This is a genomic window from Thalassospira sp. A3_1 (assembly GCF_017744215.1).
In the GTDB taxonomy this organism is placed as follows: domain Bacteria; phylum Pseudomonadota; class Alphaproteobacteria; order Rhodospirillales; family Thalassospiraceae; genus Thalassospira; species Thalassospira lucentensis_A.
In genome coordinates, this window is the sequence record NZ_JAGHQQ010000001.1 from 1139908 (window position 1) to 1155386 (window position 15479).

The 15479-nt window shown below is 53.1% G+C and carries 11 protein-coding genes; 6 read left to right on the top strand and 5 right to left on the bottom strand.

Features of this window, described 5'->3' with window-relative positions:
* The first annotated feature begins 49 nt into the window (after nucleotides 1-49).
* The 3 genes from J7395_RS05090 to trpS all read left to right on the top strand — a co-directional run bounded on the left by J7395_RS05090 (nucleotide 50) and on the right by trpS (nucleotide 6071).
* A complete protein-coding gene (locus J7395_RS05090) occupies nucleotides 50-2803 on the top strand; it encodes a [protein-PII] uridylyltransferase (RefSeq protein WP_209220727.1) in 2754 nt (917 codons plus the stop codon).
* 545 nt (nucleotides 2804-3348) lie between these two features.
* Nucleotides 3349-4899 carry a murein biosynthesis integral membrane protein MurJ gene (murJ, locus tag J7395_RS05095; RefSeq protein ID WP_209220728.1) on the top strand — a complete coding sequence of 517 codons (1551 nt, stop codon included), beginning with the start codon at nucleotides 3349-3351 and terminating at the stop codon, nucleotides 4897-4899.
* Nucleotides 4900-5072: 173 nt separating this feature from the next.
* The gene (gene trpS / locus J7395_RS05100) at nucleotides 5073-6071 is read left to right on the top strand and encodes a tryptophan--tRNA ligase (protein ID WP_209220729.1); all 999 of its coding nucleotides are present in this window, start codon (nucleotides 5073-5075) and stop codon (nucleotides 6069-6071) included.
* A 75-nt stretch (nucleotides 6072-6146) separates the two neighbouring features.
* Here trpS and J7395_RS05105 read toward each other — a convergent pair whose 3' ends face one another.
* Together J7395_RS05105 and ribA are read right to left on the bottom strand one after the other, a co-directional pair.
* Nucleotides 6147-7676 carry a hypothetical protein gene (locus tag J7395_RS05105; protein ID WP_209220730.1) on the bottom strand — a complete coding sequence of 510 codons (1530 nt, stop codon included), beginning with the start codon at nucleotides 7674-7676 and terminating at the stop codon, nucleotides 6147-6149.
* A 195-nt stretch (nucleotides 7677-7871) separates the two neighbouring features.
* Nucleotides 7872-9020: a GTP cyclohydrolase II gene (gene ribA, locus J7395_RS05110; RefSeq protein WP_209220731.1), complete on the bottom strand. Its 1149-nt coding sequence runs from the start codon at nucleotides 9018-9020 to the stop codon at nucleotides 7872-7874.
* Between the two features lie 236 nt (nucleotides 9021-9256).
* Between ribA and J7395_RS05115 the strand changes: the two genes are divergently transcribed.
* The gene (locus J7395_RS05115; RefSeq protein WP_062950084.1) at nucleotides 9257-9946 is read left to right on the top strand and encodes a response regulator transcription factor; all 690 of its coding nucleotides are present in this window, start codon (nucleotides 9257-9259) and stop codon (nucleotides 9944-9946) included.
* A 271-nt stretch (nucleotides 9947-10217) separates the two neighbouring features.
* Here the strand turns inward: J7395_RS05115 and J7395_RS05120 are convergent, their stop codons facing one another.
* Entirely contained in the window at nucleotides 10218-10913 is a 696-nt protein-coding gene (locus tag J7395_RS05120) for a YggS family pyridoxal phosphate-dependent enzyme (RefSeq protein WP_209220732.1), read from the bottom strand.
* Between the two features lie 55 nt (nucleotides 10914-10968).
* Here J7395_RS05120 and J7395_RS05125 point away from each other — a divergent pair, with 55 nt between their 5' ends.
* A complete protein-coding gene (locus J7395_RS05125) occupies nucleotides 10969-11607 on the top strand; it encodes a thiamine phosphate synthase (protein ID WP_209220733.1) in 639 nt (212 codons plus the stop codon).
* Nucleotides 11608-11641: 34 nt separating this feature from the next.
* Nucleotides 11642-12862 (top strand): glycosyltransferase family 9 protein, encoded by a 1221-nt coding sequence (locus J7395_RS05130; RefSeq protein WP_209220734.1) that lies wholly within the window; start codon nucleotides 11642-11644, stop codon nucleotides 12860-12862.
* 74 nt (nucleotides 12863-12936) lie between these two features.
* On the opposite strand, the gene J7395_RS05135 is transcribed toward J7395_RS05130, so the two are convergent.
* Both J7395_RS05135 and J7395_RS05140 read right to left on the bottom strand, forming a co-directional pair.
* Nucleotides 12937-13941, bottom strand: coding sequence for a porin (locus J7395_RS05135; protein WP_209220735.1), 1005 nt, complete (start codon nucleotides 13939-13941; stop codon nucleotides 12937-12939).
* Between the two features lie 311 nt (nucleotides 13942-14252).
* Nucleotides 14253-15275 carry a porin gene (locus J7395_RS05140; RefSeq protein WP_209220736.1) on the bottom strand — a complete coding sequence of 341 codons (1023 nt, stop codon included), beginning with the start codon at nucleotides 15273-15275 and terminating at the stop codon, nucleotides 14253-14255.
* Nucleotides 15276-15479 lie beyond the last annotated feature (204 nt).

Below are 15479 nucleotides of genomic sequence, written 5' to 3' on the forward strand. Positions count from 1 at the left end.
TTCATATCTAACTGGCCAAACCAGACCCGACCCAAGGAAACCGCTTCAAGTGACGTATAGAATCAAGAAACAGCGCGAAATCATCGACCGCCGCAAAATCTTTGCCGAGCTTGAGTCCATCGCTGCCAATGCTGAGCTGACATCCTTCAAACAGCGTGCGGAAATCCTCAAACGCCTCAAAACCGTTCTGGAAGACGGCCGTAAGGTCATTCGTGCCCGCTTCGAAGAAACGAATTCCGGGCAGGACGCGGTCTTCTCCAACAGCTTCCTGATCGATCAGATCGTGCGTTTGATCCACGATTTCGCCCTGAAATTCGTCTATCCGCTACACAATCCAACCAATGAACAACGCATGGCGGTTGTCGCAGTTGGCGGTTACGGTCGTGGCGACATGGCGCCGCAATCCGATGTCGATATCCTGTTTCTGTTTCCCTACAAACAAACCGCGCATGGCGAACAGGTTGTCGAATACATCCTTTATATGCTTTGGGATCTGGGGCTTAAGGTCGGTCATGCCACCCGCTCGATTGATGATTGCCTGCGCATGGGTAAACAGGACATCACCATCCGCACAAACCTGCTTGAAAGCCGGTTCGTCTGGGCGGATGAGGATGTCTATAAAACCTTCCGCACCCGTTTCATGGAAGAACTGGTCAAGGGCACCGGGCTTGAATTCATCGAAGGAAAGCTAAACGAACGCGATGAACGTCACATCCGCATGGGTGATTCACGTTATGTCGTTGAACCCAACGTCAAAGACGGAAAAGGCGGCCTTCGCGATCTTCATACCCTGTTCTGGATTGGCAAATACCTATACCGCGTCAGCAACCCGCTTGAACTGGTCGACCTCAAGGTGCTGACCCGCAAGGAAGCACAAGGATTTCTGAAAGCACAAAACTTCCTGTGGTCGGTACGCTGCTGGCTGCACTACCTCACCGGGCGTGAAGAAGACCGCCTGACATTTGATATGCAGCGCGATATTGCCGATAAGCTTGGCTATACCGATCATGCAGGCGCGTCAGGCGTCGAACGCTTCATGAAACACTATTATCTGATGGTGAAGCATGTCGGCAACCTGACCCGCATCTTCTGTGCTGCCCTTGAAGAACGTCATCAACGCAAACCCCTGATTCGCTTTCCGGCCCGCTTCTTTGGCAGCAAGGAAGTCGACGGTTTTCAGCTACGCAATGATCGCCTGACGGTCGATAGCCTCGAAACCCTTCAAAATGATCCGATCCAGATTTTACGCCTGTTTCTTGTCGCCCATCAGAACGGGGTTGGCATTCACCCCGAAACACTGCGATGGGTGACGCAAAGTCTGAAACTGGTTGATCACAAGCTGCAAAAAGATCCGGCCGCAAACGAGGTCTTCCTTGAAATCCTCACCCACCGCGATACCCCGGATATCCCGCTTCGCAAAATGAACGAGGCTGGATTGCTGGGCCGCTTCATCCCGGATTTCGGTCGTGTCGTTGCCCAGATGCAATATGACATGTACCACACCTATACGGTGGATGAGCATACCATCCGTGCGATTGGCATATTGAACCAGATCGAACGTGGCGAGCTGGCCGAAGAAGCCCCGGTTGCCACCCGCATCATGGAAAAGGTGATTTCACGTCGCGTGCTTTATGTCGCGGTATTACTCCATGATATAGCCAAAGGCCGGGGCGGTGATCATTCCGAACTCGGTGCCGAAGTCGCCGAAAAGCTATGCCCGCGTCTCGGTCTGTCTCCTGCTGATACCGAAACTGTCGCTTGGCTGGTTAAGGCCCATCTGTGGATGAGCCTGACCGCATTCAAGCGCGATCTGAACGATCCGACTACCATTCGCGCCTTTGCCGATCTGGTCCAGTCACAGGAACGGTTGCGTTTGTTGCTGTGCCTCACGGTTGCCGATATCCGGGCCGTAGGTCCGAATGTCTGGAATGGGTGGAAAGCGACGCTCCTACGCGAACTTTTCTATGCCACCGATGATCTGCTTTCGGGCGGCCTGAATGCCGACAGTCGCGATTCGCGCGTCGCTCGCGCCCAGCAGGAATTGCGTAATGCCCTTACCGCACCCGGTTCTGACTGGTCAGAACAGGATGTCGAGGATTTCATCGATCGCGGCTATCCTTCCTACTGGCTCAGTTTTGATACCGAAACCCATGTACGTCATGCCCATCTGACCCGTGATGCCAAGGCAAGCGGGGCGGACATCACGGTCGATATGCGCATCGAAACCGACATCGACGCCACCGAAATTATTGTTCACACCACCGACCATCCTGGCCTGTTTTCCCAGATTGCCGGGTCGATGGCGCTTTGCGGGGCCAACGTTGTCGATGCCAAAATCCTGACCCTTGCCGATGGTATGGCGCTTGATACCTTCTTTATCCAGGATACCAATGGCGAGGCATTTAACGACAAAGCCAAGCTCGAAAAACTGCGCGAAACGCTTGAACAGGTGATTTCGGGTCGTCTGCGTCCCAGTCAGGAAATCGAACGCCGCCAGATCAAGGATAACAAGCACCGCACGGCAGTCTTCAAGGTCGAGCCAAACGTCATCATCGACAACAAGGCCAGCCGCACCCACACCGTGATCGAAATCACCGCGCGTGACCGGCAAGGTCTGCTTTACGATGTCACCCGCACGTTGCGCGATTTGTCGCTGCAAATCGCTTCAGCCCGTATTTCAACCTTTGGCGAACGCGCGGTTGACGTTTTCTACGTCAAGGATGTGTTTGGTTTGAAAATTGACAGCCGCACCAAGTTTCTGCAGGTCAAGGAAACCCTGACACAGACATTGGAAAACGGCTGAACACGATCCCGAAAACACAAAATCCCCGCCCCTGCGATTGGCCAAACGCCAAATCGCCCCGGCGGGGATCCGTGTTCAATGGCGCAAGCGCCATGATCGAATTCTGTTTTGTATCGGAAGTTTGAACGGACGAGGGCTGGTCGGTCCTGAAACCTGATGTTATGGCCTGTTGTCCCGTAACATCATATTCCTCGGAGTGCAGCAGGTTGAGGTGGAGCGCCTTTATCCCTCGTCCGGTCAGAATAGCGAGGCTCGCGTCCCAACGAATCCTCAGCGAGATGCAATCTATGAGGAATGCGACATATTTTCTGTGACGGCTATCACAACCAGCTGAATTTTTTACAAAAACACGCGCCATTTCACAAAAGTTCAACGTTCGGACGTCATTGTGCATAGAATATAATCCCGCTTTAACCACCGCCAATCCGCCGTCATTACGAGTTATTCACTTTCGACTGGCAGATTTCATACCTGCCGAGCTGGCTACATCTTTGCTGCCATAAAAACATACTCTGGTTCATAATCTAATTCGGATTTGATCGCGAATGTCGCTTGTACGTTCCATTGCCACGGTCAGTGGTTTTACCCTGCTCTCGCGTCTTTTGGGCTTTGCCCGTGACATCATGATTGCCGCAATGCTCGGTGCTGGTGGCATGGCAGATGCCTTTTTTGTTGCGTTCAAATTCCCCAACCTGTTTCGCCGCCTGTTTGGCGAAGGCGCGTTTAACGCTGCCTTTGTGCCCTTACTGGCCAGTGATATCGAAAAACGCGGCATTGATATTGCGCGCGAATTTGCCGCACGCGCCATGTCGATGCTGATCCTGATTACCGGATTTCTGGTGGCGATCATCGAAATCACCATGCCCTGGGCGATGCATGTTTTTGCACCAGGCTTTGCCGAAGACCCGGAAAAATTCGCCCTTGCCGTCGAACTGTCCCGTATTACCTTCCCTTATCTCGCTTTCATTTCGACTGTTGCCCTGATGTCAGGGGTTCTGAACACCCTGCACCGCTACGCCGCTGCCGCTGGTGCCCCGATCATTCTTAATATCTGTCTGATTGGTGCCCTTCTGGGGCTGACACCCATGACCGAAACCCCCGCTCATGCCCTGTCATGGGGGGTTGCGATTGCCGGTGTCGCTCAGTTCATCTGTCTGGTGATTGCCTGCAAGCGCGCCGGTTTTGCCATCAAATGGCAATTGCCCAAAATTGATGACCGCGTGAAACTGCTGGGCAAACGAATGATCCCGGGCATGATCGGTGCAGGCGTCTATCAGTTGAACCTTATGATTGATACCATGCTGGCATCTCTTGTTTCGGATGGTGCGGTATCCTGGCTTTACTACGCTGACCGCGTCCATCAATTACCGCTTGGCGTCATAGGCATTGCAATTGGCACTGCCCTGCTGCCTACCCTTTCGCGCCAGCTTCAGGGTTCAGACCCGAAAATCGCAATGTATAGCCAGAATCGCGGTATCGAAATCGCCTTGCTGCTGACGCTGCCTTCTGCCGTCGCACTTGGTGTGATGGGGATTCCGATTATCAATGTCCTGTTTGAGCGCGGCGCCTTTGGCACCAGTGAAACACTGATGACCGGAATGGCCCTGACCATTTTTGCCTTTGGCCTGCCCGCGTCCGTTCTGGTCAAGGTTCTGGCCCCCGGCTTTTTCGCACGCGAAGACACCAAAACCCCGATCCGCATCGGCATTACCGCCATGGTGATCAATATCGTGCTGATTGTCGCCCTGATGCCGGCATTTGGCCATCTTGGCATCGCAGCCGCGACCTCGACTTCGGTCTGGATCAATGCCCTGTCACTGGGATGGATTTTGCACAAACGCGGCGATCTTGTTTTTGACGACCGACTCAAACGCCGCGTTCCGCGCATCCTGCTGTCATCGGTATTGATGGGGGTGGCGCTATGGTTTGCCATCACCTGGCTTTGGCAGAATGATGCACTGTCGATCACGCGCATCATTACCATGGCCGGTCTGGTCTGTGGCGGATTACTGGTTTACGCAATTACCGCCCAGCTTTGCGGTGCCACCAGTTTTTCCGAACTCAAGACCACGCTGAAACGCGGCAAAACCGTCTGAGTACGGATATTGCATGTTATTTCGGTCATTTCGGGACAAGCCGCTTGACCAAATCCGGTCCGGCGGCTTAACTCCCGCCCGAAGATTTGCAGGCTCGTCCGCCGGCGGGTGTCCAAAACCTGGCGGAGCATGCAGGTCACTCAACATATTTTTTGGAAATGGACGACATCGTTATGGAACGTGTTTTTTCAGGTGCTCAGCCCACCGGTAATCTTCATCTTGGCAACTATCTTGGCGCGATCCGCAACTGGGTCACCCTTCAGAAGGATTTCGAATGCATCTTCTGCGTCGTTGACCTTCATGCCATCACCGTCTGGCAAGAGCCCAATGAACTGCGTTCCAATATCCGCGAACTTGCTGCCAGTATGATTGCATCTGGCATCGATCCGGAAAAACATGTCCTGTTCAATCAAAGCCAGGTTTCGGCCCATGCTGAACTGGCTTGGATTTTCAACTGTGTCGCGCGCATCGGCTGGCTCAATCGCATGACCCAGTTCAAGGAAAAGGCTGGCAAGAATCGTGAAAACGCATCACTTGGTCTTTATGCCTATCCGAGTCTGATGGCAGCCGACATTCTGGCTTACAAGGCCACCCATGTGCCAGTTGGCGAAGACCAGAAGCAGCATCTTGAACTGACCCGCGACATCGCGATCAAATTCAACAACGATTTCGGTGTCGAGTTTTTCCCACAACCAGATCCGCTGATCCTTGGCCCGGCAACGCGTGTGATGTCGCTGCGTGACGGTTCGAAAAAGATGTCGAAATCGGATGCATCGGACATGTCGCGTATTAACATGACGGATGATGCCGATACGCTGGCCAAGAAAATCCGCAAGGCCAAAACCGATCCGGAACCGCTGCCAAGCGAAGCCGCCGGTCTTGAGGGCCGCCCCGAAGCCAAGAATCTGATCACCATCTATGCGGCCTTGACCGATGCAAATGTCGCTGACGTTTTGGCCGAACATGGTGGAACCCAATTCTCGGGCTTCAAGCAGGCTCTGACAGATGTCGTTGTCGAAAAACTGGCACCGATCACCGAAGAAATGGCACGTCTCAAGGCCGATAACGCCTATATCGACGCAATTCTGGCAAAGGGTGCAGAACGTGCCAATGCAATTGCCCAACCGATCCTCAAAGAGGTCAAGGAAATCGTTGGTTTCCTGAACAGCTAGGATTTTATTGCCAAATCAAAACAAAAACCGGCAATCATATGACTGCCGGTTTTTTTATGCCTCGAGATCTGATGATCAGATCGAATTGCCCACAGGCTGCTGGCGGCTTTGCTGCATTGCCTGATATTTTTTCAATCCGTCCATCATGGTCTGGCTGAACCAGACACCGACCGGCTCGTCATTCTGCACATGGGTTTGCGCTTGCTCCATCAAGGGATGGACGGTTTCGACCTCGGCTGCACTATCGTTGCGCGCAACTTGCCGGGTATTGATAGCGCCATCATTGCGGTTGGCCTGATTGCTAACCGTGGGTTTATCCTGCGCAACTGCATTGGTCGACGCAACAGCATCATTTGCCATCGTCTGCGCGCGATCACGGCCAAGGGCCGCATTAAAGCGTGCCGCCATTTCCGCAGCACTCAACGGGCCTTGTTGCCCCTGCTGTGCTGATAGTCCTGTATTGGGCTTCTGCGATGCCGCCTGTTTGGTCACATCATCCTGATTAAGCTTGGCATATTTTGCGTCGCGCGCGGCAATTTCCGGAGACACACCAAATTGCGAAGGACCACGGCTCAGACGGCCGGAACTTTGTGCACGTGCCCAGACCGTATCGCCATTATCGCTGTTAAAGGAAGCGCGCTGGATCATGCCCTGATGACCATTGCGGCTGACTTCTGCAGCCCGCATAGTCATGTTTGATGCGATATCGGTCTGTCCGGCACGGGCTATCGCCACGGCCAGTTCGGCCGGATCGGCATCCTGTGCATTGATATTCGTGCCAGCAACATCATCGCCTGCCTGCGCTAAAAGGCGCTGGGCGGCCTGGATTGCCGGATCATCGGAAGGTGCTGCTGGTTGCGGGGCAACCGACTGCGCCACGGTTTGCGCTGTGGTCGGGCTGGTTACCAGTTTGGTACCGGTATTACTGTCTACACCACCCCACGGCGTCACCAGATCAGCCGCATTGTATGCGTTCGTACCGGATTTGGCTGCCGCGGCTGACGCGCCGTTCATTGCCAGCGTTTCAACACCGGCCACCGGGGCGACATTGGTAATAGTTGCCTGTTCGGCCGGATCAACCGGCAGGCCATTGATACCCGCCATTGATGTATCGCCAGCCGCCCACGGCAGAACAAGATCGCCTGCACCAGCGGTGGCGACACCGGCACCGGATGCATCAGCTATCGCAGGCAGGTCTGCCGGGGCTTGGTCGTCCTCGAACATTGCCATGATGTGCGAACCGGTATCCTCTCCGGTCGTCAGATCGACAACCGCATCAACGGCTGCACCGGCCAGACCGAAAATACCGCCAAACAAACCACCGCCGACAACCCGCGCACCATTCCCCAGCTCGTCACCGGTGATGCTGCGGTAAATCATGCCCACGCCGGGGATATGCTGCAAAGGATTGATCACGTCGAGGAAATCGGTGAATTCAAAGCCGTCATCGCCGAATACATATTCGGAAAAGCTTCGTTCTTCCGGCTCACCATCGACAAGCTGCTTGGCCGCACTTGATCCGGCAGACGCGCTACCAGCCGTTCCGCTTGCAATGCTTGCCCCGTTACCGGGCGATATTTGCCGCCAATCTGCACCAATCGACATGTCTGTCCTCCTCTTGCCGACTATTCTGCAAAAGGAGTGCCAGTTTTGGTATTTATCAATTCGTTGATTTTAAAAGGATTTTTAGAATTCAGACATGACGTAAAACTACCCGTCGGAATCTTCTGCCGGGTGGCAATCAGGAAGGTCATGATAATGCCTCCTTGCTGTTAACCCACGCGAGCCGTCATGCGCGGATTAAAACAGGTGACCAGCCCGATCCTTCTTGGTCTGAAGGTAAAATTCGTTATGACCGTTGGAAGGAAATTTGTGCGGTACGCGTTCAACCACGGTCACGCCCCAGCTTTCAAGTCCGGTAAGCTTTTCGGGGTTGTTGGTCAAAAGCCGAACGGTTTCAAAGCCCATCTGGCGCAGCATCTCAGCCGCCGGGCGATAAATACGTTCATCGGCATCAAAGCCAAGTTCCTCGTTGGCATCAAGCGTATCAAATCCGCGGTCCTGCAACGCATAGGCACGCAGCTTGTTCACAAGCCCGATACCGCGCCCTTCCTGTCGCAGATAAAGGATAATCCCGCCCTGCCCGCTTTTGGCAATTTCGGCAATTGCCCCGCGCAATTGCGGCCCGCAATCGCACCTGAGCGATCCGATCAAATCCCCGGTAAAGCACTCCGAATGCAAGCGGATCAAAACCGGCTGATCATGTGCCGGTTCATCGATCACAATCGCCAGATGTTCCTGGCCGCCATCTTCGGGACGAAACGCAATCACCGTGGCATTTTCGGCATTTTCCAGCGGCACGCGCGCTTCACTGACCTGACGCAGCGTCGCAGCGGATGCGTCTTCGTATCCGTTGATGCTCTCAGACTGCAGCACCAGAAGGTTCTGCACCTTCGACAACATTTCAAGCTGTTCGGGGTCAACTGGTGCTGTCACCACCGCCGGTAGCAACCGAGCCAGCTTCGCAAGGCGAATGGCTGCACTTTCGGCCATATTAACCGGGCGCCATGCACCGGCAGGCATGCTTTCAAGTTCCAGCAACGGATTGGCGATCTCGGCCAGGGTCTGCGCATCAACACCGGACTTTTTTGCACTTACAAAAGCAATGAAATGATCGTTCTTGCAGGCCTTTCCCAGTGACTTGGCCCGCACGCGCGGCAAAACAATCGCGGTATTTCCGCTTTTACCTGCAATGTCATGAAGCCTTGTCAGCCCGTGATCCGAAAGCGGTTCAGCGGCAATAACTGCAACACAATGGGCAATGCCGTTTGCCTGTCCCTGAACCAGAACAATTTCACCACGCCGCAAATCGGCAACAGCACGCGATACGGTCACCAGATCGGTCGCGGAAACATTGGCTTTCGATGGCACGGCAGCAGATTGGGTCATTGCAGTCTTTGTTTCTTCAGGGTCTGTCACGGATGATCACAACATCGCGATCCGGTCGGTATGGGGCTGGATAAGATGCACGTCAATGGGCTAAAGCGAAAACAGTTTGTTCTTGAAAACGCAGTATGAGACTCTAATCCTAAGTATATGGCGGGCCTACGAGAACAATGCCACAAAAAGAACCGTCGGCAGGCTCAGAATATAGGCGGGATTTAGCAAGCAGCAAGGGATGGCGAATGTCGACAGGTAAACAGGTTCTGGTGGTTGAAGATGACGCGGCACTGAGTCAATCTCTCACCGAACAGCTCCGGCTTCATGAGGAATTCGAATGTGTCGTTGCCAATAGCGGCCAAAACGCCCTCGAAGTCGCCAAAGAAAATTACTACGACATTATCCTTCTTGATGTCGGTCTGCCCGATATGGATGGCCGCGATGTCTGCAAACTGATGCGACGCGCCGGGGTCAAATCCCCGATCATCATGCTGACCGGTGCCGATAGCGATTCCGACACGATCCTGGGCCTTGAATCGGGTGCCAACGACTATGTTACCAAACCGTTCCGCCTGAACGTGCTGCTGGCGCGCATTCGTGCCCATATCCGCCAGCACGAACAAAGCGAAGACGCTGTTTTCGTTATCGGGCCATACAGCTTTCAGCCCAGCGCCAAACTTCTGATCGAAACAGCGACCGAGAAAAAAGTTCGCCTTACGGAAAAGGAAACCTCGATCCTGAAATTCCTGTTCCGCGCTGGCGACAAGCCGGTCACACGCGAAACCCTGCTTGATGAGGTTTGGGGCTATAACGCCGGGGTGACGACCCACACGCTGGAAACCCACGTCTATCGCCTGCGCCAGAAAATTGAAAAGGATCCATCAAACGCGACGATTCTGGTGACAGAACCGGGTGGTTATAAACTGGTTCCCTGATCCGCGCGCGTGCTCCCCCTTGAAATCATGCCAATTTGCAAGAAATCCGCCGGACCAAACCGTCCGGCGGTTTTTTTGATTTTTTCGTCACAAAACGGCTTTGAATGCGTCCTATACTTCTGGCCAAGTTATCCACATTTTTTGGCAGATTCCGGATTTTGCTCAAAAACAACGCTTTAATGGTCTTAAACCGGCCTAAACAGCACTTTATTTGCAATAAGATCGGCTGAAATTGCATTTTTGGCGCTCATGAATGGCACCTTCTGGCAATTTAATAGCCCCGCGACCCAAAAATGGCTGTCCCAACGCGGATATGTGTCGCGCCAAGCCGGATTGCCGCCTCGTAATCACCACTCATTCCCATGCTGCGAATGGTCAGGCCATGACGGTCGGCGATTTTACCCAATAGCGCAAAATGCGGTGCCGGTTCCTCATCCACTGGCGGTATGCACATAAGTCCCTTGATCGGCAATTTCAGGCGTTCGATACAATCGATGATGAACGCATCGGCATCCGCCGGGGCTATGCCTGCCTTTTGCGGTTCTTCACCGATATTGATCTGGATATAAAGGTCGGGGCATTCACCGGTATTGTCACGGTGTTTTGCCAGCGCATTGGCAAGTTTTGGCCGGTCAACGGTCTCAATCACATCAAACAGGGCAACAGCATCCTTCAGCTTGTTGGTCTGAAGTGGCCCGATAAGGTGCAGCTCGATATCGGGGAACTGTTCGCGCAAGCCCGGCCACTTTCCTGCGGCTTCCTGCACCCGGTTTTCACCAAACACCCGACGCCCGGCGACAAGTGCAGGGCGCACATGACCTGCATCATGATTCTTGCTGACGCAGATCAGGGTCACATCGCTGTTTTCGCGGCCAACCACCGCACAGGCTGTGTCGATATTTTGCTGAATTTTGGCAAGATTGGCCGCGATATCGGCATTGCCGGATGACAGAATATGATCGCTCATGGATGATGGCCCAAATCGGAACAGGAATCGGTTGAATAGAATCGGGATACTATCAATGGATGCCACACTGGCAAAGCAGGCACGCCAACTCAATTTACGCAATGGCGGCCCGAACTGCCCGATCCCGTCGATCGTGCTGATGACCGATGAAAAGCGCCTGCCCGATCCGGTCCCGGCTATCATCGGCCTGCCACACCGAAGTATGGTGATCTTTCGTCATTACGGTCTCGCGCCTGCGGACCGCACCAAACTAGCCTACCGGGTCCGACGCACCTGCCGCCAATACGGCCATCTCTGTCTGATCGCCGATGATCTGGCATTGGCATTGCAACTTGAGGCCGACGGTATCCATTTGCCGGAATACCGCATCAGGAAAACACCGCATGCCTATCGGCAAATTCCACGCGACATGCTTGTGACGTCTGCTTGCCACAGCATGCAAACGCTGCACCTGCTCGCACTTCTTACCCCCGATCAACGCCCGGACGGGGTTCTGATCTCGCCGGTTTTTGCCACCGAAAGCCATCCTGACCAACCGGGTATGGCATTTTCGGCCTTTCTGCAACGAACCGCCCTTTGCCGGAGTCTTGGCCTCATCCCCATTGCCCTTGGCGGCATAAAACCTGACAATGTTGCGATGTTAAGGGGATCTGGCGTTGCATCTTTGGCCGGGATCGGGTTCTCTGCCACATAACACCGAGTAAAAGGTGACCGGAGATCGCCCGACAATGCCTGCACATCACCATCCCGCCCGGAAAAAATTTACCCGGTTCGCGTCAAAACAGCCGTTCCGGTTCGGTCTGCCCAATGTCAGTGCGGAGCTCACACAAGCCTCAGACAACAGCCCTGCCTATCTGACGCGTACAACATCGCTTTTGCGGCAACAAGTTCTGGCCAATGCCCCGTCGGTAAAGATCATTTCAGACACTGTTCATCCTGATGTGTTGGCGCGCGATGCATGGGCCCATACTGATTTTGATCGCAAACGGGTTTTGTTCCTGATCCCCGATGATGCGATTGGCGATTGTGTTGGCATGGCCCTGTTTTTGCGGGCTTTTGCGGTAAAATATCCTCGTGCAAAGATTGCCGTGCTTAACAGTGGTAGCGCATCGGACATATTTGCAACCCTTTCCGATGTCAGGGTTTTTCAGCTTTTTATTTCAGCCAAACGGCTGAAGACATTTGATTACCTGATCGACTTCAGCGAGATGGAAGGTTGGAAAGATATCGCGACCATGCCGGTAAACCCGGAAGAGGCACTTTGCGAGGCTTTCGACATTTCCCCAATCCCGCTTGCATCCAAGCGTTCTCCGAAGCTGGCACCGGGTGCCAGGATCGGCATTCTGCCAATGGCATCTTCGCCGCTTCGCACCCTGCCGCCTGCACTGGTACGCGAAATCGCAGAATTTCTTGCAAAAGCCGGATTTGACATCACCCTGATTCTTAACGCCTATCAGGGTGTGATGAAGAAGTACAAGGATACGATAGGACCGTTTGACCAGCCGAATATCCGGATTGTTGATGGCTTCAGAACCATCGGAAATCTTGTGTCTTTCATCAGCGAACAGGATTATGTCGTGCTGGCCGATAGCGGGCCGGCCCATATCACAAAACTGTTTCAGACACCGGGAATTGGTATTTATAGTTCAGCCTCTGCAGCCATCTTGCAGGGCCGTCATCAGAACCTTCTGCCGTGGCAAAGTACTTACAGGGGAGATTTCTGCGAAGCACCCTGTGGACTTGCCAAATTACGCGCAACAGTGTCCGGTACAATCGGCTGCATGGGCAGCCTTGGAGTCCCCGTATCGGAACTGATTAACCTGCCCGTCAATTCGGACAAGTCACTGGCAGAACGGCTCGTCACTGAAAAACCGGTGCCCTGTGTCGCCGATCTTGTCGCGAAAAAAGAACCCTTTTTCGCCTTCCTGCGCAAGGATCTCGGGATTTAAACCGGAATTCGACGGAAGAATAAATAAGGGGGCGGAAATCCGCCCCCTTTAATCCTATGTTTCACCTGATCAGATCAGAAATCAAGGCGAATACCGGTTACAGCGCCATAACCGTCATTATCCGGATCAGTGTCATTTTTTTCGTCAAACCAGAAGACGGATGACTGCCAAGCCACCCCGGCACCCAGTTCATAGGCCAGACCAAGATCGACAGCCTGAACGTCGCCAGTCCCAAAATCTTCATAGCCATAACTCAGCGAGACAGATGCTGCATCGATGGCATAGGAAACACCGACATCAAACGCGTCGAGGTCCTGACCATCTTCATTCAGACCGTAATCGTCTTCGGTATGACCATAGGAACCACCAACGGTAAAGTTGCCAACCCCGACATTGGCACCAAAGCCGTACCAGGCACCGTCCCCCGATTCTTCACCGGTTGCCGATAGGCCAAGCGACCAGCCATCAAAATCGCTCAGATATTCAAGACCGGCGGAAGCAATATTGTCGCCTGCACCATTGATACCGTTATAGGTTTCATCGTTTGCCTGACTATCGTCAGCAAAAGATACACCTGCACGGAAACCGCTCAGTATAGGAGTATAGTAGGTTACACGATTCTGGGTCCCGCTCGAACGAACGGTGTCAATCAGATATACATCAACCCAGTTCGACATATCACCATCGTTTACACCGACCGGACCTACAGCCGGAGCAATGATTCCCATTGCGTCGGCAGCACTGTCGTTTTTACCCATCTCGAAACGGCCAAATCCGCCATTCACATACAGATATTGCGCATCAATCTGGTCGTCAGAGGTTTCACCTTCAAGCTGAACAGTTGCACCGATTTCGATGCCGTTATCAAGGGTGGTCGAACCGTCAAAGTGAACTTCTGTATCTGACTGGAAGGCATTCGGGCGACCTTCGCTGTCAATACCTGCACCATCTTCGTCAGAAAAGCCCGCCCACTGTTCCATGAAGCCGCCGACCGATAGCTTAATCGGTTCGGATGCAAAAGCCTGACCCGCAAAAGCAACAGCAGCGAGCGCAGTAGACGCAACAAGAATCTTCTTCATTTTACCCCCGCACAAAAATGACTGATTGAGATCAAGATCGAGCCATCTCGTTTTCGTTGATGAGCCCTCCACTATGATGGAGCCACTTTCCCGATTACGGGGCAATTACAATTGTGTGTAAATGTTACTTATTCGCAACCATGTTGCATTGCAGCAACACTTATGCCTATGTTATTTAATAAAACTGCTGGCAAGACCTGAAATGCAGTTCCAGAACGCTTTCTGATATGACGCTCCACCGCACATTTTAACTCAATAATAAAAGGGGACGGAAAATCCGCCCCCTTTTAAATCACGCCAATTCAGAAGAGTTAGAAGGTCAGTGCAAAACCGGTCACAACACCGTAACCGTCGTTGTCTTCCGCGCCGTCAACTTCGTCGTCGAACCAAAAGATTGACGATTTCCATTCAACACCGGCACCAAGTGTGTAGGCCAGACCGAGATCAGCTGTACTGATTTCGCCGGTGCCATCACCACGGCTGCCGTTACCATATTCTGCATAGCCATAGGTCAGGGAAACAGCGGCTGCATCCATTTCATAGGAAACGCCGATGTCGAACTGATCCGTGTCATCCGGGTCGCTGTCACCTTCGCTGAAGCCATAATCATCATCGGTATGGGAATAGGAACCACCGACGGTGAAGTTGCCAAAGCCGACATTCAAGCCACCGCCAACGAGGTTGCCTTCACCCCAGTTTTCGCCAATCGCAGAAACACCAAGGGAAATGCCGTTCAGATCAGCTTCGTATTCCAAACCGCCGGAGACAATATTGTCGCCCGAACCATCTTGGTTGTTATAACCGTTTGCACCGTTGCGATTGCTGTCATCAGCAAAGGACACACCGGCACGGAAACCACCAAAGCTTGGCGTGTAATAGGTCACGCGGTTCTGGTCACCGGTCGGGATTGTCGTGTCGATCAGGTAGGAATCGACCCAGATATCCAGATCCCCATCGTTGATGCCAACCGGACCAACCGCAGGAGCAACAAGTTGCATTGAATCGGCAGCACTATCGTTTTTGCCCATTTCAATACGACCAAAGCCGCCGTTAACGAACAGGTATTGCTCGTCGATCTGGTCGCCAGAGGTTTCACCCTCAAGCTCGACAACCGCACCAACCTCAATCCCATTGTCAAGGGTGGTTGAACCCTTGAAGTGGATTTCAGTATCGGATTGGAAGGCATTGTTGCGATCACCGACTTCCTGATCGGCAAAACCAGCCCACTGGTTCATGTAACCGCCAACCGACAGTTTGATCGGTTCGGAGGCCTTCGCCTGGCCTGTGAAAGCAATAGCTACGAGCGCGCTCGTAGCAATCAGAATCTTTTTCATCTTACCCTCTTGGATTCATGTGTGAATCGAACATATCCAACCCCGATATGTTCGAACTCTCCAAAGCAAGAGAACAATTAAAATGACCAACGGTCAATTAATTTAACGAGGAGGATATCTTTTCCTGATGCGAGTGTTGCATGTTGATCACTTTCATGCCGAAATATGCTGGCTATTCTGCTATACAGAACGTTCAAGAAGGAC

Bases quoted from the DNA above. Each gene is read 5' to 3' on its own strand.
- ribA (WP_209220731.1), bottom strand. From the start codon at position 9,020: ATGACCCAATCTGCTGCCGTGCCATCGAAAGCCAATGTTTCCGCGACC.
- J7395_RS05115 (WP_062950084.1), top strand. From the start codon at position 9,257: ATGTCGACAGGTAAACAGGTTCTGGTGGTTGAAGATGACGCGGCACTG.
- J7395_RS05130 (WP_209220734.1), top strand. From the start codon at position 11,642: ATGCCTGCACATCACCATCCCGCCCGGAAAAAATTTACCCGGTTCGCG.
- trpS (WP_209220729.1), top strand. From the start codon at position 5,073: ATGGAACGTGTTTTTTCAGGTGCTCAGCCCACCGGTAATCTTCATCTT.
- J7395_RS05140 (WP_209220736.1), bottom strand. From the start codon at position 15,275: ATGAAAAAGATTCTGATTGCTACGAGCGCGCTCGTAGCTATTGCTTTC.
- J7395_RS05120 (WP_209220732.1), bottom strand. From the start codon at position 10,913: ATGAGCGATCATATTCTGTCATCCGGCAATGCCGATATCGCGGCCAAT.
- murJ (WP_209220728.1), top strand. From the start codon at position 3,349: ATGTCGCTTGTACGTTCCATTGCCACGGTCAGTGGTTTTACCCTGCTC.
- J7395_RS05105 (WP_209220730.1), bottom strand. From the start codon at position 7,676: ATGTCGATTGGTGCAGATTGGCGGCAAATATCGCCCGGTAACGGGGCA.
- J7395_RS05135 (WP_209220735.1), bottom strand. From the start codon at position 13,941: ATGAAGAAGATTCTTGTTGCGTCTACTGCGCTCGCTGCTGTTGCTTTT.
- J7395_RS05125 (WP_209220733.1), top strand. From the start codon at position 10,969: ATGGATGCCACACTGGCAAAGCAGGCACGCCAACTCAATTTACGCAAT.